General features: G+C 70.6%; 19 protein-coding genes. 11 read left to right on the forward strand and 8 right to left on the reverse strand.

Annotation, left to right across the window (positions count from 1 at the left end; all coding sequences use genetic code 11):
- Positions 1-25: 25 nt before the first annotated feature.
- From era to AUV08_RS06135, 4 genes are all read left to right on the forward strand, one after another.
- A complete protein-coding gene (gene era / locus AUV08_RS06120; RefSeq protein WP_041103742.1) occupies positions 26-991 on the forward strand; it encodes a GTPase Era in 966 nt (321 codons plus the stop codon).
- A gap of 335 nt (positions 992-1,326) precedes the next feature.
- A complete protein-coding gene (gene leuA, locus AUV08_RS06125; RefSeq protein WP_061867295.1) occupies positions 1,327-3,060 on the forward strand; it encodes a 2-isopropylmalate synthase in 1,734 nt (577 codons plus the stop codon).
- Complete coding sequence (recO, locus tag AUV08_RS06130; protein ID WP_036384710.1) at positions 3,057-3,878, forward strand: DNA repair protein RecO; 822 nt, start codon at positions 3,057-3,059, stop codon at positions 3,876-3,878. Before leuA ends, recO begins: the two co-directional genes overlap by 4 nt.
- Entirely contained in the window at positions 3,875-4,738 is an 864-nt protein-coding gene (locus tag AUV08_RS06135; protein WP_061867294.1) for an isoprenyl transferase, read from the forward strand. Before recO ends, AUV08_RS06135 begins: the two co-directional genes overlap by 4 nt.
- Here AUV08_RS06135 and AUV08_RS06140 read toward each other — a convergent pair.
- Positions 4,678-5,787, reverse strand: coding sequence for an alpha/beta hydrolase (locus AUV08_RS06140; RefSeq protein WP_061867293.1), 1,110 nt, complete (start codon positions 5,785-5,787; stop codon positions 4,678-4,680). The two genes, AUV08_RS06135 and AUV08_RS06140, sit on opposite strands and share 61 nt — an antisense overlap.
- A gap of 55 nt (positions 5,788-5,842) precedes the next feature.
- Between AUV08_RS06140 and AUV08_RS06145 the strand changes: the two genes are divergently transcribed.
- Positions 5,843-6,970: a quinone-dependent dihydroorotate dehydrogenase gene (locus AUV08_RS06145; RefSeq protein ID WP_061867292.1), complete on the forward strand. Its 1,128-nt coding sequence runs from the start codon at positions 5,843-5,845 to the stop codon at positions 6,968-6,970.
- Positions 6,971-7,036: 66 nt separating this feature from the next.
- Here AUV08_RS06145 and AUV08_RS06150 read toward each other — a convergent pair whose 3' ends face one another.
- Positions 7,037-7,660 carry a DUF3043 domain-containing protein gene (locus AUV08_RS06150; RefSeq protein WP_061867291.1) on the reverse strand — a complete coding sequence of 208 codons (624 nt, stop codon included), beginning with the start codon at positions 7,658-7,660 and terminating at the stop codon, positions 7,037-7,039.
- A gap of 80 nt (positions 7,661-7,740) precedes the next feature.
- Between AUV08_RS06150 and AUV08_RS06155 the strand changes: the two genes are divergently transcribed.
- From AUV08_RS06155 to AUV08_RS06175, 5 genes are all read left to right on the forward strand, one after another.
- On the forward strand, positions 7,741-9,144 hold the full coding sequence (locus AUV08_RS06155) for a dipeptidase (RefSeq protein WP_061867290.1): 1,404 nt from the start codon (positions 7,741-7,743) through the stop codon (positions 9,142-9,144).
- 118 nt (positions 9,145-9,262) lie between these two features.
- Complete coding sequence (erpA, locus tag AUV08_RS06160) at positions 9,263-9,655, forward strand: iron-sulfur cluster insertion protein ErpA (RefSeq protein WP_002854644.1); 393 nt, start codon at positions 9,263-9,265, stop codon at positions 9,653-9,655.
- 335 nt (positions 9,656-9,990) lie between these two features.
- Positions 9,991-10,851 carry a cytochrome c oxidase subunit II gene (gene coxB / locus AUV08_RS06165; protein ID WP_065423799.1) on the forward strand — a complete coding sequence of 287 codons (861 nt, stop codon included), beginning with the start codon at positions 9,991-9,993 and terminating at the stop codon, positions 10,849-10,851.
- Positions 10,851-12,560: a cytochrome c oxidase subunit I gene (gene ctaD, locus AUV08_RS06170; RefSeq protein WP_061867289.1), complete on the forward strand. Its 1,710-nt coding sequence runs from the start codon at positions 10,851-10,853 to the stop codon at positions 12,558-12,560. The genes coxB and ctaD overlap by 1 nt, the downstream gene beginning before the upstream one ends.
- Complete coding sequence (locus AUV08_RS06175; RefSeq protein ID WP_061867288.1) at positions 12,557-12,958, forward strand: cytochrome c oxidase subunit 4; 402 nt, start codon at positions 12,557-12,559, stop codon at positions 12,956-12,958. Before ctaD ends, AUV08_RS06175 begins: the two co-directional genes overlap by 4 nt.
- Before the next feature lie 1,119 nt (positions 12,959-14,077).
- On the opposite strand, the gene AUV08_RS06180 is transcribed toward AUV08_RS06175, so the two are convergent.
- The 4 genes from AUV08_RS06180 to AUV08_RS06195 form a co-directional block, all read right to left on the reverse strand.
- The gene (locus AUV08_RS06180; protein WP_061867287.1) at positions 14,078-15,772 is read right to left on the reverse strand and encodes a cytochrome bc complex cytochrome b subunit; all 1,695 of its coding nucleotides are present in this window, start codon (positions 15,770-15,772) and stop codon (positions 14,078-14,080) included.
- Positions 15,773-15,777: 5 nt separating this feature from the next.
- Positions 15,778-16,854 (reverse strand): ubiquinol-cytochrome c reductase iron-sulfur subunit, encoded by a 1,077-nt coding sequence (locus AUV08_RS06185; RefSeq protein ID WP_002854534.1) that lies wholly within the window; start codon positions 16,852-16,854, stop codon positions 15,778-15,780.
- A gap of 69 nt (positions 16,855-16,923) precedes the next feature.
- A complete protein-coding gene (locus AUV08_RS06190) occupies positions 16,924-17,730 on the reverse strand; it encodes a cytochrome c (protein ID WP_036315101.1) in 807 nt (268 codons plus the stop codon).
- An 85-nt stretch (positions 17,731-17,815) separates the two neighbouring features.
- Complete coding sequence (locus tag AUV08_RS06195; RefSeq protein ID WP_020625607.1) at positions 17,816-18,394, reverse strand: cytochrome c oxidase subunit 3; 579 nt, start codon at positions 18,392-18,394, stop codon at positions 17,816-17,818.
- 250 nt (positions 18,395-18,644) lie between these two features.
- Here AUV08_RS06195 and trpD point away from each other — a divergent pair, with 250 nt between their 5' ends.
- Positions 18,645-19,703, forward strand: coding sequence for an anthranilate phosphoribosyltransferase (gene trpD / locus AUV08_RS06200; RefSeq protein WP_061867286.1), 1,059 nt, complete (start codon positions 18,645-18,647; stop codon positions 19,701-19,703).
- Between the two features lie 54 nt (positions 19,704-19,757).
- Here the strand turns inward: trpD and AUV08_RS06205 are convergent, their stop codons facing one another.
- Positions 19,758-20,039, reverse strand: coding sequence for an Lrp/AsnC family transcriptional regulator (locus AUV08_RS06205; protein ID WP_002854527.1), 282 nt, complete (start codon positions 20,037-20,039; stop codon positions 19,758-19,760).
- Between the two features lie 68 nt (positions 20,040-20,107).
- A complete protein-coding gene (locus AUV08_RS06210) occupies positions 20,108-20,524 on the reverse strand; it encodes a DUF3054 domain-containing protein (protein WP_041103767.1) in 417 nt (138 codons plus the stop codon).
- Between the last annotated feature and the right edge of the window lie 73 nt (positions 20,525-20,597).

Consider the following 20,597-nt stretch of genomic DNA (forward strand, 5'->3'; position numbering starts at 1 on the left):
CGCCCCGCCTGACAAGGATGACCCCATGACCGATCTCGTCGATCCGGCCCGCGCCGCGGACGGCTTCCGTTCCGGCTTCGTCTCGCTCGTGGGCCGGCCGAACGCCGGCAAGTCCACACTCACCAACGCGCTGGTGGGGGAGAAGGTGGCGATCACCTCCTCCAAGCCGCAGACCACGCGCCACACCATCCGCGGGATCGTCCACCGCGAGGACTTCCAGCTCGTGCTCGTGGACACCCCGGGTCTGCACCGGCCCCGCACCCTGCTCGGCGAGCGCCTCAACGACCTCGTGGCGGAGACGCTCAACGAGGTCGACGCCGTGGGCATGTGCCTGCCGGCCGACGAGGCGATCGGCCCGGGCGACCGGTTCATCGCCCAGCAGCTCTCCTACCTGCACCGCACCCCGGTGGTCGCCGTGGTGACGAAGACGGACAAGGTGGGCCCGGAGCAGCTCATGGCGCAGCTCGTGGCCGTGACCGCGCTGGGCGACGAGGTCCTCGGGCCGGAGAACGGCGGGGAGGGCTTCGCGGCCGTCGTGCCGGTCTCGGCGGTGGCCGGCCGCCAGGTCGACGACGTCCTGGGCGTCTTCGCGGGGCTGCTGCCGGCCGGGCCGCCCCTGTACCCCGACGGCGAGCTCACGGACGAGCCGGAGGCGGTCATGGTCGCCGAGCTCATCCGGGAGGCGGCCCTGGAGGGCGTGCGCGACGAGCTGCCGCACTCGGTGGCCGTGATGGTCGAGGAGATGTCCCTGCGCGAGGACCGCCCCGCGGATCGGCCCCTCATGGACGTGTGGGCGAACGTCTTCGTCGAGCGGGACAGCCAGAAGGGCATCATCATCGGCAAGGGCGGTTCCCGGCTGCGTGAGATCGGCGCGCAGGCGCGGGCGGGCATCGAGCGCATGCTCGGCACCAAGGTGCACCTGGACCTGCGGGTCAAGGTCGCCAAGGAGTGGCAGCGCGACCCCAAACAGCTCGGCCGACTCGGCTTCTGAGCCGGAGGCCCGACCCGGGCGCGCACGCGCCGGAGCGGGCCGCCGTCGTCGTGCGTCACACGGGGACGGCCTCCTGTGGCCCGGCCCACCTCGGTGCTAGGGTCGGGGCATGTCCCTCCGCCGCGCGACGACAGCGCCGGCCACGGCCCGCCTGCTACTTCCCGGCCGCACGGGGTCCCCGTGCCAGGCCGTGATCCACGCCGCCTGAGCGCATGCGGAGGCAGGACGCCTCCCACCGGACCGGACACCCCGTGCGGAGCCCCTGACCTCCCGGTCCGGCCACCGACCACCCACCTTTCGCGCGCCCGCCGCGCGCACGTCGAGGGAGAACACGCATGAGCGCCCACCTGCAGAAGTCGTCGGGGATGAAGTTCCACAAGTACGTCCCGTTCCAGGACCAGATCGAGGTCGCCCTGCCGGACCGCACCTGGCCGGACAAGGTCATCGAGAAGGCGCCGCTGTGGTGCGCCGTGGACCTGCGCGACGGCAACCAGGCCCTGATCGACCCCATGGGCCCCGAGCGCAAGCTGCGCATGTTCCAGCTGCTCATCGGCATGGGCTTCAAGGAGATCGAGGTCGGCTTCCCGTCCGCCTCGCAGACCGACTACGACTTCGTCCGTCAGCTCATCGAGGGCGACCACATCCCGGACGACGTCACCATCCAGGTCCTCACCCAGTCCCGTGAGCACCTGATCGAGCGCACCTTCGAGGCGCTCGAGGGCGCCGACCGGGCCATCGTGCACCTGTACAACTCGACGTCGGTGCTGCAGCGCCGCGTGGTGTTCCGGCAGGACGAGGACGGGATCGTGGACATCGCGACCTCCGGCGCGCGCCTGGTGAAGAAGTTCGAGGAGCAGCTCGAGGGCACGCAGATCACCTACGAGTACTCGCCCGAGTCCTACACGGGCACCGAGCTCGAGTTCGCCCGGCGCATCTCGGACGAGGTGGCCACGGTCCTGGAGGCCTCCACCGACCGCAAGATGATCCTGAACCTGCCGGCGACGGTGGAGATGTCCACCCCGAACGTGTACGCCGACTCGATCGAGTGGATGCACCGCAACCTGGAGCACCGCGACTCGCTCATCCTCTCCCTGCACCCGCACAACGACCGCGGCACGGGCGTGGCCGCCGCCGAGCTGGGCTACCTGGCCGGGGCGGACCGCATCGAGGGATGCCTGTTCGGCAACGGCGAGCGCACCGGCAACGTCGACCTGGTGACGCTGGGCATGAACCTGTACTCGCAGGGCGTCGACCCCATGATCGACTTCTCCGACATGGACCACATCAAGCGCACGGTCGAGTACTGCAACCAGCTGGCCGTGCCCGAGCGCTCGCCGTGGGGCGGCGACCTCGTCTTCACGGCCTTCTCCGGCTCCCACCAGGACGCCATCAAGAAGGGCTTCGAGGCCATGGAGGTCGACGCGAAGGCGGCCGGCACGGACGTGGACGGCATCCCGTGGGCCGTGCCGTACCTGCCCATCGACCCGAAGGACATCGGCCGCTCGTACGAAGCCGTCATCCGCGTGAACTCGCAGTCCGGCAAGGGCGGCGTCGCCTACCTGCTCAAGTCCGAGCACAACCTGGACCTGCCGCGCCGCGCGCAGATCGAGTTCTCCCACGTCATCCAGGATCTGGCCGACGCCCAGGGCGGCGAGGTCTCCGGCGCCGACCTGTGGCGCGTGTTCCAGGACGAGTACCTGCCCGCCGACGCGGCGGAGGCGCAGTGGGGCCGCTACCGGCTCCGCTCGGTCTCCTCGGCCTCCGGCGAGGACGGCACGTTCCGGATGGAGGCCGAGCTCGAGGTCGACGGCGTCACGCAGACCCGCGCGGCGCAGGGCAACGGCCCGATCGACGCGTTCCTGCGCATCCTCGGCGAGGAGGGCGTGGACGTCCGCGTGCTCGACTACTCCGAGCACGCACTGTCCGAGGGCGGCGCGGCCATGGCCGCCGCCTACGTGGAGGCGGCCGTGGGCGACCGTGTCCTCTGGGGCGTCGGCCTGGACCACAACACCACCACCGCCTCGCTGAAGGCCGTGGTGTCCGCGGTGAACCGCGCCCTGCGCGCGTGAGCGGCTCCGGCTCCTCCCGGCGGGGTGCGCGGCACGGCGGCTACGCGGCGAACTCGTTCCGCACCGAGGCCATCGTGCTGCGCACCCACCGTCTGGGGGAGGCCGATCGCATCATCGAGGCGCTCACCCCCGAGCACGGCCTGGTCCGGGCCGTGGCCAAGGGGGTGCGCAAGACGTCCTCCCGGCTGGGCTCGGTGGTGGAGCCGTTCATGCACTCCACGCTCCAGCTCGCACGCGGCCGGGGGGAGCTGCACACCGTGAGCCAGGCGCAGCTGCTGCACCCGTACGCGACGATGCTGGCCGCCGACTACGACGCCTACACCGTCGCCGGCGCCCTCGCCGAGGCCGTCGAGCGGGTCCCCGCGGTCGACGACGACGGCCGGCGCGCCCAGTACCGCCTGTTCCACGGCGCGCTGGCCGCGCTGGCCCGCGGCGCGCACGACCCGCGCCTGATCCTGCACTCGTTCCTGCTGCGGGCGCTCGCCCAGGCCGGCTGGGCCCCGACCTTCGACCGGTGCGCCCGCTGCGGCGCCCCCGGCCCGCACACGGCGCTGCACGTGGGCCTCGGCGGGGCCGTCTGCCCCGAGTGCAGGCCACCCGGTGCCGCGCACCCCGCCCCGGAGACCTTCGACCTGCTCTCGGCCCTCGCGGCGGGGGACTGGGCCACCGCGGACGCCTCCGGGGCCCCCGCCCGCCGCGAGGCGGCCGCTATCGTGGCGGCGTACCTGCAGTTCCACGCCGAGCGGCGCCTGGTGTCCCTGTCCGTCCTGGACCAGGACCTCGGCCTCCCCGCCCCGCGCGTCGAGAGGAGACCATGAGCGCCGACCGTGCCCCGCAGCCCCCGCCGCCGCACCCCTCGGGTGCGGTCGCCCCGCGGATCGACCCGCGTCTCGTGCCCCGGCACGTGGCGATCGTGATGGACGGCAACGGACGGTGGGCCAACCAGCGCGGCCTGCCCCGCACCGAGGGCCATCGGGCCGGCGAGGCGGCGCTGCTGGACGTCGTCGCCGGGGCGGTGGAGCTGGGGATCGGCCACGTGTCCGCGTATGCGTTCTCCACGGAGAACTGGCGGCGCTCGGCGGAGGAGGTGCGCTTCCTCATGGGCTTCTCCCGGGACGTGCTGCGCCGGCAGCGGGACACCCTGCACTCGTGGAACGTGCGGATCCGGTGGAACGGGCGGGCCCCGCGCCTCTGGACCCCCGTGATCCGGGAGCTGCAGGAGGCCGAGGAGCTCACGCGCCACAACACCGGCACCACGCTGCACATGTGCGTGAACTACGGCAGCCGGGCCGAGATCCTGGACGGCGTCCAGGCCATCGCCGAAGAGGTCCGGGCCGGCCGGATGCGGCCGGGCGAGATCAGCGAGGACGTCATCACCCGCTACCTCGACCGCGGTTTCCGCACGGGTCAGGACGTCGACGTCGTCCCGGACGTGGACCTGTTCCTGCGGACCTCGGGGGAGCAGCGCCTGTCCAACTATCTGCTGTGGCAGTCCGCCTACGCGGAGCTGCTGTTCCTCGACGTGCTGTGGCCGGACGTCGACCGGCGGACCCTGTGGGCCGCCGTCGAGACCTACGCCCGCCGGGACCGCCGCTACGGCGGCGCCGTGGACACCCCTCAGCCGGCGCCGTCGTCCGGCGCGCCGGACTCGGCCTCGGACGCCGACGGAGGCGCGTAGGCCCCCAGCCACGTGAGCGTCGCGGCACCGGCCGCCTCGCGCACCGACGCGGGGGAGGCGAACACGTCGTGCAGCGCGTCGGGGAGCCGGTGGACGGTCACCCGGTTGCCGAGCCGCAGGGAGCGTCGGGCCATGGCGTCGGGGTCCAGGACGATGTCCGAGGTCAGCATCGCCTCGGCGTAGGACGTGCCCCGATGCCCGCGCGCGGAGACGAGCACGAGGATCGGCACGGAGACGTCGAGCCGCCCGGCCACGGCCCGGTGCCCCGAGAGGACCGCGCTCAGCCAGGCGGCCGGCACCTCGAACGCGTGCGGAGGACGCCAGAGCGGGTGCAGGTCCCATTCGCCCTCGGCCTGGTCCGAGAGGGTGCGCCAGTAGTGGTCGATGCGCGGCAGCGTGAGCACGGCGTAGGGCTTCATGGCGGAGACGGGCCCCACGATGGACTTCGCCAGCAGGCGCACCCCCGCGCTGCCCTGCATCTCCAGCCAGGGGCTGTTGAGCACGAGCGCGGCGAGGCGGCCGGGATTCCGGTCCGCCCACAGCGCGGCGATCAGCCCGCCGGTGGAGTGCCCCATGAGGATGGGCGGCAGCGGGTGATCCTGGGCGATGGTCTCGAGCGCGGCCTCGAGGTCCGCGTCGTAGCGGGTCAGGTCGTCCGTCCAGCCGGGCGTCTGTCCCGCGCGCAGCGAGCGGCCGTAGTGGCGGAGGTCGACGGCGTGGAAGGCGTAGCCAGCGGCCTCGAACGCGTGGGCGAGCGGGGCGTTGTAGAAGTAGTCGCTCCAGCCGTGCACCGAGAGGATGGGCCGCCGGGCCGGGTCACGGGGGGCGTCGGTGCGCGGACGCACCACTGTGACAAGGTTTTGTCCTTGTTCATCGGTGTCGAGGCCGAGGGTGCATCGTTCGAAGCCCGGCAGTCCGTCCGGGACCCAGCCCAGGCCCGGCGGGTCGTCGAGGAACGGGCGGGTGTCCTCCTCCGTCGGTCCGCCGGCGGGGGCGCCGTGCGGGGCGGAGGGGTCCGGGGGCGGCGGCTGGATCGGGTCACGGGCCATCCGACCACTGTAGGAGGACCCTGGGCGGGCGGGAGGCCCGTGCGAGGATGGGGGCATGCAGCTGCCTGATCCCAAGTCCGCCGTCGACGGCCTCCTGACCTCCCGCGCGCCTCGCCTGTACCCGCCCTTCTTCCGTGCCGTGTTCGGCGGCATGGACGCGGAGCAGGCGCACCATCGGGGCTTCGACGCGATCCGGCTGGTCGAGCGCACCGGGGCGTCCGCCGCCCTGCGCGCCGCCTTCCGCCCGGACCCGCTGCTCGCGCGCACGGTCATGGGCCTGCGGTTCCCGACGCCCTTCGGCCTGGCCGCGGGGTTCGACAAGGACGGCCGGGGGACCGCCGCCCTGGCCGACCTCGGGTTCGGCCACATCGAGGTCGGCACGATCACGGCGCAGCCGCAGCCCGGCAACCCGCAACCGCGACTGTTCCGTCTCGTGGACGACCGGGCGCTGGTCAACCGCATGGGCTTCAACAACGACGGCGCGGCGGCCGTCGCCCCCCGCCTGGCGCGGACCCGGCAGACGCTGGAGCGCCGCTTCGGTCCGACCCGGCCGGTCCTGGGCGTGAACATCGGCAAGACCAAGGTGGTCCCGCTCGAGGACGCGGCGGACGACTACCGGGCCTCGACCCGCCTGCTCGCGCCCCACGCCGACTACCTGACGGTCAACGTGTCCTCGCCGAACACGCCGGGGCTGCGCCAGCTGCAGGAGATCGACGCGCTGGAGCCGATCCTCACGGCGGTGCGCGAGGAGGCCGACCGTGCGGTCCCGGACCGTCGCGTGCCGCTGACCGTGAAGATCGCCCCGGACCTGGCGGACGACGACGTGCGCGCCGTCGGGGCGCTCGCCGAGCGCCTCGGGCTGGACGGCGTCATCGCGACCAACACGACCGTCTCCCGGGAGGGTCTGCGCACCCCGCGTGCCGACGTGGACGCCCTGGGCGCGGGCGGCCTGTCCGGCGCCCCGCTGCAGGAGCGGTCGATGCGGGTGCTGGAGGTCCTGCGGGCGGCGCTGCCGACGGGCACCGCCGTCGTCAGCGTGGGCGGGGTGACGGACGCCGACGACGTCCAGGCCCGGCTCGACGCGGGCGCGGACCTCGTCCAGGGATACACGGCGTTCCTGTACGAGGGCCCGTTCTGGGCCGGCCGGATCACCGCCGGGCTGGCCCGGTCCCTGCGGGGCTGACGGTCTGCTCGCCGGGGACGCGACGGCCCGGACCCACCGGGGTCCGGGCCGTGGCGCGGTGTCGTGTCAGGCGGGGTACTCGCCCCGCTTGACCTGGGGCTTGGGCAGACGCAGGCGGCGGAACTGCAGGGCCCGCATGATGCCGTAGAAGCCGGTCCCGGACTCCGGCGTGCCGAAGCGCTCCGTGAGGCCCTTCTTGATGTGCCGGCTGACCAGGAAGCTCTCGATGAGCACGAGGGCCACGAGGACGTACAGGCTGATCATCAGGATCAGCTGCGCCTCGCGACCGGGGATGAACATGAGCAGGACGTAGGCGAAGACGACGGGCATGAGCCACTCGCCGATCCCGGTCCGCGCGTCCACGTAGTCACGGACCCAGCGCTTCTGCGGCCCCTTGTCGCGTGCCGGGAGACCGCGCTCGTCCCCGGTCTCCAGCGCGGCGCGCTGGCGCATCCGCTCCTGGGCCATCGCCTGGCGCTCGGCCTTGCGAGCCGCTTTGCGATCTTCGGGGACCAGAGTGCGACGGCGCGCAGCCTCCTGGTCGCGGCGCCGCGGAGTCGGGCCCTTCTTGCCCTGCGAGCGGTCGCGCGGCCCGTCCTCGGCCACGGCGGCGCCCTCGGCGGGAGCGGCCGAGGAGCCGTGAGTCGAGGGGGCGGGCGCGGTCTCGGGGGTCTTGTCTCGCTTGAACACCCGTCCAGTCTAGTGGTGGGGCGGGTCCGGACCGCCCGGGGGCACGACCCTCGGCCCGGCCGCCGTCTACGCTGGCCGTCATGACTGACATCACCTCCCGTGCGCCGCAGGACGCGGCCCTCGTCTCCGCCGTCCGTGAGGCCGTCGAGGCCCGTTTTCCGACGACCCTCCAGACCCTCACCGACCTCGTGGCGATCCCGGGCATCGCCTGGGACTCCGCGGACCGCACCCAGCTCGAGCGGTCCGCCGAGGCCGTCGCGGGCCTGCTGCGCGAGGCGGGCCTGCAGGAGGTGGAGATCGTGACCGAGACCCGCGACGACGACCGGCCCGGTGGGCCGGCGGTGATCGGCGAGAAGCCCGGCGCCTCTGACAAGCCCACCGTCTTGTTGTATGCCCATCATGACGTGCAGCCGATCGGGGACGAGGACCTCTGGGACACCCCGCCGCTCGTGGCCACCGAGCGCGGCGGGCGGCTGTACGGCCGCGGCGCCGCCGACGACAAGGCCGGCATCATGGTCCACCTCGCCGCCCTCGCCGCCCTGCGGGACGTCCTGCCCGACGCCGGCGTCGGCGTCCGCGTCTTCATCGAGGGCGAGGAGGAGGCCGGCTCGCCCACCTTCCGCACCTTCCTGGAGAAGCACCGGGCGCGCCTCGACGCCGACGCGATCGTGGTCGCGGACTCGTCCAACTGGGCCGTGGGGGAGCCCGCGCTGACCACCTCCCTGCGTGGGCTGGTGGACGGCACGGTGACCGTCCGGGTGCTCGACCACGCCGTGCACTCCGGCATGTTCGGCGGGCCGGTCCTGGACGCCGTCGTCCTGCTCTCGCGGCTGATCGCCACGCTCCACGACGCGGACGGCGCGGTCGCCGTGCCCGGCCTCGAGCCGCGGCAGACCGCGGGCCTGGACTACCCCGAGGACGTCTTCCGTGCGGACGCGGGCGTGCTGGACGGGGTGACCCTGGCCGGCCGCGGCCCGGTCGCGGACCGGCTGTGGAACGCTCCCGCGCTGAGCATCATCGGGATCGACGCGCCCTCGGTCGCGGAGTCCTCGAACACGATCCAGCCCGCGGCGCGCGCGAAGTTCTCGCTGCGCCTGGGCCCCGGCATGGAGCCCGCGGAGGCCTTCGAGGCGCTGCGCACCCACCTGGAGGCGCAGTCCGCGGCGGTGCTCGGCGCGGAGACCACGGTCACCGCGGGGGAGTTCGGTCAGCCGTTCACGACGGACACCTCGGCCCCCGCCGCGGCCGCGATGATGGCCGCCCTGGAGGACGCCTGGGGCGTCGAGCCCCGGGCGATCGGCATGGGCGGCTCCATCCCGTTCACCGCGGACCTCGCCGAGGTCTTCCCGGAGGCCACCCTCCTCATCACGGGCGTGGAGGACCCGGACACGCGGGCGCACTCGGCCAACGAGTCGCTGCACATCGACGACTTCCAGCGGGCCGTCGTGGCCGAGGCGCTCTGGCTCGCGCGGCTCTCGGCGTGAGCGCCGCCCGGCCCGTCGGTGCGGCGGGCCGGGAATGCCCCGTGGGCGGCTAGTGTTGCCCGGGAGACCACACGCGCGTGACGGCCCCGTCCGCGCCCCATGATCTGAGGAGGTCACGATGGCTCTGTCCGCAGAGGAGACCGGCGTCGAGATCGGCGCGACCCAGGACGCCGAGGGCCTGCCCCCGCACGAGGTCGAGCTGACCGACGTGGCGGCCGGCAAGGTGCGCTCGCTGCTCGAGCAGGAGGGCCGCACGGACCTGCGGCTGCGCGTCGCCGTGCAGCCGGGCGGCTGCTCGGGCCTGATCTACCAGCTCTACTTCGACGAGCGCGTCCTCGACGGCGACACCGTCCGTGACTACGACGGGGTCGAGGTGATCGTCGACAAGATGAGCGTGCCCTACCTCATGGGCGCGACCATCGACTTCGAGGACACCATCTCGAAGCAGGGCTTCACGATCGACAACCCCAACGCAGGCGGCTCGTGCGCCTGCGGCGACTCCTTCCACTGATCTGCGGGCGCCCGGAGCGCCACGGACCGCGAACCGGCGGGTCGGCCTCGGCCGGCCCGCCGTCGTCGTGCCCGGGCACCGCGCCCAGGATGCTCGGACCCGACTCCCAGACACGATCGGCACGTGTCACGGTGCGGAGAATCCGCGTGTTTCGGCTTAGACTGGCTCTGAATCATCAGGGCATACCCGTGCTCCCTGCGAGGACGCTGCGAGAAGCCGCCGAATCGCCGGGGGAGCGGGGACGCCCCTCGCACACGAGATGAAGAGGAAGGCCGTCTGTGAGAGCACAGAATGACGCCGGACGTCGGACCCGCCGCCGCTGGACCGCCGGTGCCGTGGGCACCACGGCGCTCCTGGTGCTGACCGGCTGTTCGGCAGAGGTCCAGCGCGGCTGGTACCCCGGCACCCGGGACACCACCAACCACAACGCCCAGCTCACCGACCTGTGGGTGAACTCCTGGATCGCGGCCATGGTCGTCGGCCTGCTGGCCTGGGGCGCCATGATCTGGTGCATGGTGGCGTACCGCCGCCGCAAGAACGACCAGGGCTTCCCGAAGCAGACGGCCTACAATGTGCCGCTCGAGACCATGTTCACGGCCATCCCGATCCTGATGGTCTTCACTTTCTGGGGCTTCACCGACCGCGTCCAGACCGAGGTCGACCGCCCCGTGGACGACTCGCCGCTGACCGTCACCGTGTACGGCAAGCAGTGGTCCTGGGACTTCAACTACTCCTACGAGCAGGAGAACGGCGAGGTCATCGAGGCCTACTACTCCGGCATCCAGGCCCAGCTGGACGGCACCGAGGGCGTGCGTGACACCCTTCCGGTCCTGTACCTGCCGAATGACGTGCCGGTGCACTTCGAGCTGAAGTCCCGTGACGTGGCCCACTCCTTCTGGATCCCGCAGTTCCTCCAGAAGCGCGACATGGTGCCCGGCAAGACCAACCACCTGTACCTGACCCCCCAGGAGCTGGGCAGCTACGACGGCAAGTGCGCCGAGCTGTGCGGCGAGTCCCACTCCGAGATGCTCTTCAACGTGGAGGTCGTCGACGAGGCGGAGTTCGTCCAGCGCCTCGAGGAGATGGAGCCGGGTCAGGTGGGCGACGAGTACAGCCGCAATCCCAACAACAACCCTGACGGCGCCGGGACGATGGAGCGCGATCTCCAGACCCCCCGCGGTGGAGGTAGCCACTGATGACCACTTACGAGTACGCAACGGATGAGGTGCGCTCACAGGCGCAGCCTCGTGTGGTGCCCCGTTCGCTGGGCAAGATCGTCGTCAGCTGGCTGACGACGACCGACCACAAGGTGCTCGGGTACATGTACCTGATCACGTCCTTCGTCTTCTTCTGCATCGGCGGCGTCATGGCCCTCATGATCCGCGCGGAGCTCTTCGAGCCCGGCATGCAGATCCTGCAGACGAAGGAGCAGTACAACCAGCTGTTCACCATGCACGGCACGCTCATGCTGCTCATGTTCGCGACCCCGCTCTTCACGGGCTTCGCCAACGTGCTGGTGCCGCTGCAGATCGGTGCTCCGGACGTGTCCTTCCCGCGTCTGAACGCCTTGGCGTTCTGGTTCTTCCTGTTCGGCTCCCTCATCGCGACCGCCGGGTTCCTCACCCCGCAGGGTGCGGCCTCGTTCGGCTGGTTCGCCTACGCCCCGCTCTCCAACACCACGTTCTCGCCGGGCGTCGGCGGTGACCTCTGGGTGTTCGGTCTGGTCCTCCAGGGCTTCGGCACGATCATGGGCGGCGTCAACTTCATCACCACGATCCTGACGATGCGTGCTCCTGGCATGACGATGTGGCGCATGCCGATCTTCACCTGGAACACGCTCATCACCAGCATCCTGATCATGATGGCGTTCCCGCCGTTTGCCTCCGCGCTCTTCGCGCTGGGCCTGGACCGTCGCTTCGGCGGCCACATCTTCAACCCGGAGAACGGCGGCGCCATCCTGTGGCAGCACCTCTTCTGGTTCTTCGGCCACCCCGAGGTGTACATCATCGCCCTGCCGTTCTTCGGCGTCGTGTCGGAGATCATCCCGGTGTTCTCCCGCAAGCCGATCTTCGGCTACAAGTCCATCGTGTTCGCGACGACGGCGATCGCCGCGCTCTCCGTGACGGTGTGGGCGCACCACATGTACGTGACCGGCGCCGTGCTCCTGCCGTTCTTCTCCGTGATGACCATGCTCATCGCGGTCCCGACCGGCGTGAAGTTCGTGAACTGGATCGGCACCATGTGGCGCGGTTCGATCACCTTCGAGACCCCGATGCTGTGGACGCTCGGCTTCATGGTCACCTTCCTGTTCGGTGGCCTGACCGGCGTCATCCTGGCGTCGCCGCCCCTGGACTTCCAGGTGTCCGACACCTACTTCGTCGTGGCGCACTTCCACTACGTCATCTTCGGCACCGTGGTGTTCGCGATGTTCGCCGGCTTCTTCTTCTGGTGGCCCAAGTTCACCGGCAAGATGCTGAACGAGCGTCTCGGCAAGATCCAGTTCTGGCTGCTGTTCGTGGGCTTCCACGGCACGTTCCTGATCCAGCACTGGCTCGGTGTCATCGGCATGCCCCGTCGCTACGCGGACTACATGGTGGAGGACAGCTTCCAGGCGATGAACGCGTTCTCCTCGGTGTTCTCCTTCGTTCTCGGCGCGTCGCTGATCCCGTTCTTCTGGAACGTCTACATCACCTCGCGCTATGGCAAGAAGGTCACCGTGGATGACCCGTGGGGCTTCGGCGGCTCGCTCGAGTGGGCCACCTCGTGCCCGCCGCCGCGGCACAACTTCCACTCCCTGCCGCGCATCCGCTCCGAGCGTCCGGCGCTGGATCTGCACCACCCGGAGCTCTTCCCGCACTCGCCTCAGAACACGTCTGAGGCCTTCGGAGAGAAGGTCGCACAGTGAAGGTCGCAGCCAACATCTTCTGGATCATCGGCCTGTTCTTCATCGCAGCCGCCACCCTCTACGGGTTCTGGGTCGAGTGGACCGAGTGGGCAGGCATCCCGGCCATCTACGCCGTGGGCGGGATGTCCTGGATGATCGCGTGGTACCTGAACGTCGCCGAGCGCAAGTACGGCGTCGGGCCCGCCGATGACGAGGACGGCCAGATCGTCGAATACGCCGGCACCTACGGCACCTTCGCTCCCTGGAGCTGGTGGCCGCTGGGCCTGGGCCTGGCCTGCGCGATCATCGTGACCGGTCTGGCCGTCGGCTGGTGGATCTTCATCATCGGCGTCGTCGCGGGCACCTACTTCACCTTCGGGTGGGTCTACGAGTTCTCTCGGGGCAAGTACGCCCACTGACCTGGCCGTCGTCGAACGCCGCAGGCCGGACCCCTTGGGGTCCGGCCTGCGGCGTTTTCATGCCGCGTGTGCTGCGGAGCGACACGGCGCCGTCGCGGGCAGCCAGCTCCTGCGCCGCGGGGCCGGTCACGGCGACCGGCCTACTCGCCGCTCGGGGGCCAAGCGTGGTGCCCGGGTGAAGGGTTCGCCTGGTGGCCCGTCCCGCTGTCTCGTGGTCTCCGTAGGCCCGGGCATCGACCGCCGCGCAGAGTCAGCGGCGCGCCAGGAGCGCCTCACCGCGCTGCCCATGACGACGTCTGCGTGCCGCGGCGGCACTTGAATGGGCCGTCCCGTCGCGCGTCCCGTTGATGCCCGTGCCCGCGACTCCTACGCCGCTCTCAGCGGCCGGAACGAGCCTCGTCACGTAGAGACCGGGCAGGGGAGTCGCACGGGGTGCAGGCCAGCAGGGCCGTCGCTTGTGACGGTCCACGTGGCGAGGTGAGGGTGACACTTTCGGTGGGCGCCGGACGAGGCCCCCTCCGCCCCCTCTGCACCGTCCGAGGGGGCGGGGCCGGCCCGGCCTCCGGAGAGCCCGTGGCCGCGTCCGCACGGGCACCTGCCACGCACTGTCGACAGCTCCTCGGTCAGGAAGAAAGGGCTGGCCGGTGGTTGCGGCGATGGGCCTCATCATCACCATCGGTGCATCGGTGCATCGGTGCAGCGGAGTACGGCTTGGCTCTGCACCGGTGCCCACCATGTTGACCGTGACGCCGTGGCCTGCATCCGGGCCGTCGTCCATCTCGGGGCCCAGGGGTGGCGGATGGCCACCCTGCCGGGACAGCCCCCGCCGCCAGGACACACCGTCGGGCACGGGCCCGCGGCACCTGGGAGTCCGGAACCGGGCACGTGGCCGTCAGCAGGGGCCGGGCACGTCCCAGGCTGGCGGGAAACGCTGGGCAGGCCCACGGGGGTGGCCCGGGACCGGCGGGCCTGAACCCTTCGCCGTCCATGCGGGCCGATGTGCGCCGCGGCGTCGGGGCTGCTCAGGGCAGCGCGTCCTCGAGGTCACCCTGGGAACGTCGAAGGGCCCCACGCACCATGGTGCGTGGGGCCCTTCGTCAGGGAATCAGCCGCTCGGGATCAGCGATCCAGGTGAGGGGCGTGCGAGCCGTGCTCGAGCTCGACCGCGGACTCCTCGTGGCCGTGCTGCCCGTGGGTGCGAGCGTCCACCAGCTCCTGGCGGGACACGGGGGCGACGCGGTCCTGGTAGAACATGCGGTTCAGGCCGGCACGAGCCTTCTCGATCATGCCCACCTTGCCGTTGCGGCTGGGGATGGCAGCCACCGGACGGCGGTCCTCGAAGGACACCAGGCGGTACAGCTCGTAGTCGGTCAGCTGACGGTGCCGCTCGTGGAAGCCGCCCTCGGGGGACATCTCGATGACACCGGCCTCGTGGCCGTGGAGCACGAGCTCACGGTCCTTGCGCTGCAGGGAGAGGCAGATGCGGCGGGTGACGATGAAGGCGATCACCGGGCCGAGGAAGAACAGCGCGCGCAGCACGTACAGCACGTCGTTCAGGGAGAGGCGGAAGTGGGTGGCGATGAGGTCCGAGGACGCGGCCGCCCACATGACGCAGTACCAGACGACGGCGGCCACGCCGATCCCCGTGCGCGCCGGAGCGTTGCGCGGACGGTCGAGCAGGTGGTGCTCGGTGTCGTCCTTGGTGATCCACCGCTCGATCCAGGGCCAGGTGACCATGCCGATGAGCAGGACGCCGACCGGGATCAGCGGCACCAGCACACCCATGGGCAGCGACACCGAGGAACCCCACGGCATCGGGACGTTCCACAGGAAGGAGTAGTCGCCGATCATGCCCGGCATGAGCCGCAGGGCGCCGTCGAACACGCCGATGTACCAGTCGGGCTGAGTGCCGGCCTGCACGGGGGAGGGATCGTACGGACCGTAGTTCCAGTTGGCGTTGATCGTCACCGTGGAGGCGATGAGCGCGAGCACACCGAACACGATGAAGAAGAAGCCGCCGGCCTTGGCCGCGTACACCGGGCCGACCGGGTAGCCGACCACGTTGTTCTCGGTGCGGCCCGGGCCCGGGTACTGAGTGTGCTTGTGCACGACCACCATGAACAGGTGGATGCCGATCAGCAGCAGGATGGCGGCCGGCACGACCATGATGTGCAGGGCGTACAGGCGGCCGATGATCGAGTGGCCGGGGAACTCGCCGCCGAAGAAGAAGGCGGAGAGGTAGGTGCCCACGATCGGCAGCGACTTCAGGATGCCGTCGATGATGCGCAGGCCGTTGCCGGAGAGCACCTCGTCGGGCAGGGAGTAGCCGGTGAAGCCGGCGGCCCAGCCGGCCATCAGCAGGAAGCATCCGACCACCCAGTTCAGCTCACGCGGGCGACGGAACGCGCCGGTGAAGAACACGCGCAGCATGTGGACGGACATGGCCGCCACGAACATCAGCGCCGCCCAGTGGTGCAGCTGCCGCATGAACAGACCGCCGCGCACGTCGAACGAGATGTCGAGGGTCGAAGCGTAGGCCGCGGACATCTCGATGCCGCGCAGCGGGGCATAGGCCCCGTTGTAGACGACCTCCGACATGGAGGGGTCGAAGAAGAACGTGAGGAACGCGCCGGACAGCAGCAGGATGACGAAGCTGTACAGGGCGACCTCGCCGAACATGAACGTCCAGTGGTCCGGGAAGATCTTGCGGGCGAAGAACTTCACGATCGGCGACATCCCCGTGCGGGTGTCGACGAAGTTCGCGATGCGGCCGGTCGAGGTCGCCGGCTGGAACTCATTCACGGTGGTGCTCATAGGTGTCAGCCACGCTCCCAGTAGACAGGCCCGACGGGCTCATGGAAATCGCTCTGGGCCACGAGGAAGCCCTCGTCGTCCACGGTGATCGGCAGCTGCGGCAGCGCGTGGCTGGCCGGGCCGAAGATGACCTTGCACTCCTGCGTCAGGTCGAAGGTCGACTGGTGGCAGGGGCAGAGCAGGTGGTGGGTGTGCTGCTCGTACAGGGCGATCGGGCAGCCCACGTGCGTGCAGACCTTGGAGTAGGCGAAGATGCCGTCCACGTTCCAGTCCTCGCGACCCGGGGTGATCTTCACCTTGGCGGGGTCCAGGCGCATGAGCAGGACGACGGCCTTGGCCTTCTGGTTGAGCTTGTCGGGGCCCAGATCGTTCAGGCCGTCGGGGATGACGTGCACGGCCGAGCCGAGCGTGACGTCCGAGGCCTTGATGGGGGAGCCGGTGGGGTCGCGCACGAGGCGCACGCCCTCGGCCCACATGGTGTGGCGCAGACGCTCAGGGCCGAAGTTGTGAGCCTCCTGGTCCGAGAAATTGTCCGAGTCGTCCAGATCGCGGAACACGGCGATGAACGGCAGGGGGGCCAGCAGGGCGGCGCCGATCAGGGTGTTGCGCAGCAGGGGGCGGCGCTTGATCTGCGACTCGTCCAGGATCTCGGAGATCATCCCGGTGGCGGCCACGCGGTCGTCCTCCGAGCGGATCTCGTGACGGTCCTCCACGGTCTCGTGGTCCGGCATCAGGGTCTTGGCCCAGTGCACCACGCCGATGCCGATGCCGAACATGGCGAGGGCGGTGCCCAGGCCGAGCAGCAGGTTCTGCAGGTAGATCTTGCTGAACGCCTCACCGTTGCCGATCTGCCCCACACCGAAGTAGCCGATGAAGAAGAGCACCGTGCCCACGATGGAGATGAGGAACATGACCGAGACCTGACGCTCGGCGCGCTTCGCAGCCTTCGGATCCTCATCGGCCAGACGCGGACGGTGCGGAGGCAGGCCCGGGTTGTCGATCGCGTACCGGGGCGCGTCCTCGCCGGCGTGCTCGAGGGAACCCGAGCGATGCTCGGTCCCTTCAAAGCCTTTCTCGCCCATATGTCCTGTTTCCTTTACTCGAGTGATGAATGTCGATGACGGGTGGTCGGCGCGCCTGCGCCGACGGGATCAGGAGGACCGGCTGGTGAGCCAGACCATGAAGCCGATGATCAGCGCCAGGCCAGCGGTCCAGATGAACAGGCCCTCGGAGACGGGGCCGAGCGAGCCGAGGGCGAGGCCGCCGGGGGAGCCCTGGTTCTCGATGGTCTTCAGGTAGGCGATGATGTCGCGCTTGTCCTCGGGCTTGATGTTCGAGTCGGAGAACACCGGCATGTTCTGCGGGCCGGTCTCCATGGCCTCGTAGATGTGCTTCTCCTCCACGCCCTGCAGAGAGGGGGCGTACTTGCCGCGGGTGAGCGCACCGCCGGCCGCGGCCGCGTTGTGGCACATGGCGCAGTTGATGCGGAACAGGTCGCCGCCGCGGGTGATGTCCACGTCCTCGTGGTTCACATCCAGGTACTCGTCCTCGGGGACGGCGGGGCCGGCACCCAGCGAGGCGACATAGGCGGCGAGCTGGGCCGTCTGCTCGTCGTTGAACTGGTTCGGCTTGACCTGGGCCTGCGGGCCGTTCATCTGCATCGGCATGCGGCCGGTGCCCACCTGGAAGTCGACGGAGGCGGCGCCGACACCGATCAGGGACGGGCCGGAGGGGCCCCCCGCGGCACCCGTGCCGTGGCACGAGGCGCAGTTCGCGTTGAAGAGCTTCTCGCCCTCGGAGATGTCATCAGCCGAGGCGGCCGCGGTGACCTGCGTGGCCGCCTGCGCCTGGTTCACGGTGCTCGCGACGGAGTACAGTCCGCCGGTCACCAGGAGTCCCAGCAGGAGGAGCGCCAGCCCCATCAGGGGATGGCGTCGGTTCTGCGAAAGTGCCTTCACGGGGGTTTCCTATCGTTCTCTTCCCGGGCGGGCCGCTCATGCTGCCGGCCCGGGCCTGAAGTCGGTGCGGTGAGTGGGGGTCGTCTTACTTCAGGAAGTAGACGATGAAGAACAGGGCGATCCAGACGACGTCCACGAAGTGCCAGTAGTAGGACACGACGATCGCCGACGTCGCCTCGTGGTGGCCGAAGCGGCGGGCCATGTAGGCGCGGCCGATGATGAAGAGGAACGCGATCAGGCCGCCGGTCACGTGGATGGCGTGGAAGCCGGTGGTGATGTAGAACGCCGAGCCGTACGCGTTCGCCGCGACGGTCACACCCTCGGAGACGAGAACCGCGTACTCGTAGGACTGCACCGCCACGAAGATCGAGCCCATGATGAAGGTCAGGATGAACCACTCGACCATGCCCCACTTCCCGAACTGCAGGAAGCCGCCGGTGCGGCGGGGCTGAAGGCGCTCGGCGGCGAGGACGCCGAACTGGGCGGTGACGGAGGAGAGCACCAGGATCGTCGTGTTCACCGCGGCGAGCGGGACGTTGAGGATCGCGGTGTGCTCGGCCCAGAGCTCCGGAGACGTGGAGCGCAGGGTGAAGTACATGGCGAAGAGCCCACCGAAGAACATGAGCTCGCTGGCAAGCCACACCATGGTCCCGACCTGCACCATGTTCGGCCGGCTCGGGAGCCCCGTGGTGGGCTGATGGAGAGTGGGGTTAGCTGTGGTCACCCAGCCATTATGGCCCCAAACACCGCCCGGGCGGTAAATCGAACTTACCGTGTCGCAGGACAGGTCGTCAGCACCGTCGGGGGGTTTCAGTGTCAGTCGGAGGCTGGCGTCCAGGGGATGTCCAGGTTCACGGCGGGCGGCGCATGACACGACGCGGTGCCGGGTGCGGCCGGGCCGCTAGGCTCAGTGCGTGAGCACCCCCGAGAACACCGCAACAGTCCTGGGGACCTCCTGGCCGGAGGTCTTCCGCGCCCTCACCGTCGGTGAGGACCTCAGCGACGACGTCGCCGCGTGGGCCATGGGGGAGATGATGGCCGGCGATGCCACCGAGGGGCAGGTGGGCGGATTCCTCCTCGCCCTGGCCGCCAAGGGGGTGACGGTGCCGGAGCTGCGCGGCCTGACCGAGGCGATGGTCCAGGCGGCGAACCCGGTGCACGTGCCGGGGGAGACCCTCGACGTCGTGGGCACGGGTGGCGACCGCCTGGGCACCGTGAACCTCTCCACGATGTCCTCGCTCGTGGCCGCCGGTGCGGGCGCGCGGATCGTCAAGCACGGGAACCGCGGCGCCTCGTCCACCGCCGGCGCGGCCGACGTGATCGAGGCCCTCGGCGTGGACTTGTCCATGCCGACCCGGAAGGCCGAGGAGTGCGCCGAGGCCGTGGGCATCACGTTCCTCTTCGCCCAGAACTACCACCCGTCCATGAAGTATGTGGCCCCGGTGCGCAAGCAGCTCGGCGTGCCCACCGTGTTCAACTTCCTCGGCCCCCTGAGCAATCCGGCCCAGGTCACCGCCCAGGCCCTGGGCTGCTCGAGTGAGGCCATGGTCCCGCTGCTCGCGCAGGTGCTCGCGGACCGGGGGGTGCGCGGCTTCGTCTTCCGCGGGGCGGACGGCCGGGACAAGATCACGACGTCGGGGCCGTCGACCGTCATGGAGGTCCGGGACGGTGTGCGCACCCACGAGCTCGATCCCCGGGAGCTGGGCATCGACCTGGCCCCCGTTCAGGCCCTGGCCGGGCGGGACGGTGCCTACAATGCGACCCTCGTCCGCGCTCTGCTGGCGGGGGAGAAGGGTCCGATCCGCGACGCCGTCCTCCTCAACGCGGCCGCGGGCCTGACGGCCTGGGACCGTGACGCGGACGCGCCGCTGATGGAGCGGCTGGCGGCCAACATGGCGCGGGCCGCCGAGTCGATCGACTCCGGCGCCGCGCGTGACGTCCTGGACCGCTGGGTCGCCTTCTCCCGGTCCTGATGGTGCGACGACGGGCCCTCGCCGGCGAGGTGGGGCCCGTCGTGGGGAGGACGCTCAGGAGTCGAAGCCGAGCGCCCATCCCTCGCCGAGGTCCTCGGACGAGTAGGTCCGGAAGGCCAGCATGGTCTCGGTGTCCTGGATCCCGTCGACCTTGGAGAGGTGGTCGGCGATCACGTCGGCGAGGTCCTCGTAGCGGCGCACCTTGACCATCGCCACCAGGTCCCACGCGCCGGTCACGGAGTAGACCGACCCGACCCCCTCGAGCGCGGCGAGGGTCTCGGCGGTCTCCGGGATGCTGGATTTGTCGGTCTTGATCAAGACGATGGCGGTGACCACGGGCGGTCCTCATTTCCTCGATGCTGTGGGTCCGGTGTCCGGGATGATCCTAGCTGCGCGCCGGGCCCTCACCTCCGGGTGCGGCGCACCAGCCAGGCGGTCACGGCCCGGCGGCCCAGGAGCAGGACGCCCAGCACCCCGAGCGCCACGAGCACGAAGGACACGGGTGCGCCACCGAGGCCGAAGGCCACGCGTAGGACCATCCCGACGGCGACGGTCCCCAGCCACACGATCACGCCGTGGGGCCACACGCGGGCCCAGGTCCGGTGTCCGGCGGTCAGCCCGGTCATGACCAGGAGACCCGCGAGGAACGGCGCCGCCGTGACCAGCAGCCCCAGCGGCCCGCGCTCTGTCGCGTGCTGCCCCTGGCCCAGAGCCACGAAGAGGAGGGTGAGGAGGAGGTCGACGGCAAGTGCCGGCTGGGCGCCGCGCGGGTCACGGTGCTCGGCGGGCACGGCACGACGGGCGGTGGGGGAGGACGTCATGCATCCAGTCTGGCCCACCGCAAGGTCGAGGCGGCGCGTCCAGCCACAGGTGACTCGGTGGACGGGGCCTATG

It is taken from the genome of Micrococcus sp. CH7, assembly GCF_001595485.1.
Lineage (GTDB): Bacteria > Actinomycetota > Actinomycetes > Actinomycetales > Micrococcaceae > Micrococcus > Micrococcus luteus.

Coding starts and splice junctions, on each gene's coding strand:
- era (WP_041103742.1), top strand. CDS start 26: ATGACCGATCTCGTCGATCCGGCCCGCGCCGCGGACGGCTTCCGTTCC.
- leuA (WP_061867295.1), top strand. CDS start 1,327: ATGAGCGCCCACCTGCAGAAGTCGTCGGGGATGAAGTTCCACAAGTAC.
- AUV08_RS06135 (WP_061867294.1), top strand. CDS start 3,875: ATGAGCGCCGACCGTGCCCCGCAGCCCCCGCCGCCGCACCCCTCGGGT.
- AUV08_RS06140 (WP_061867293.1), bottom strand. CDS start 5,787: ATGGCCCGTGACCCGATCCAGCCGCCGCCCCCGGACCCCTCCGCCCCG.
- AUV08_RS06145 (WP_061867292.1), top strand. CDS start 5,843: ATGCAGCTGCCTGATCCCAAGTCCGCCGTCGACGGCCTCCTGACCTCC.
- AUV08_RS06155 (WP_061867290.1), top strand. CDS start 7,741: ATGACTGACATCACCTCCCGTGCGCCGCAGGACGCGGCCCTCGTCTCC.
- erpA (WP_002854644.1), top strand. CDS start 9,263: ATGGCTCTGTCCGCAGAGGAGACCGGCGTCGAGATCGGCGCGACCCAG.
- ctaD (WP_061867289.1), top strand. CDS start 10,851: ATGACCACTTACGAGTACGCAACGGATGAGGTGCGCTCACAGGCGCAG.
- AUV08_RS06180 (WP_061867287.1), bottom strand. CDS start 15,772: ATGAGCACCACCGTGAATGAGTTCCAGCCGGCGACCTCGACCGGCCGC.
- AUV08_RS06185 (WP_002854534.1), bottom strand. CDS start 16,854: ATGGGCGAGAAAGGCTTTGAAGGGACCGAGCATCGCTCGGGTTCCCTC.
- AUV08_RS06195 (WP_020625607.1), bottom strand. CDS start 18,394: ATGGTGCAGGTCGGGACCATGGTGTGGCTTGCCAGCGAGCTCATGTTC.
- AUV08_RS06210 (WP_041103767.1), bottom strand. CDS start 20,524: ATGACGTCCTCCCCCACCGCCCGTCGTGCCGTGCCCGCCGAGCACCGT.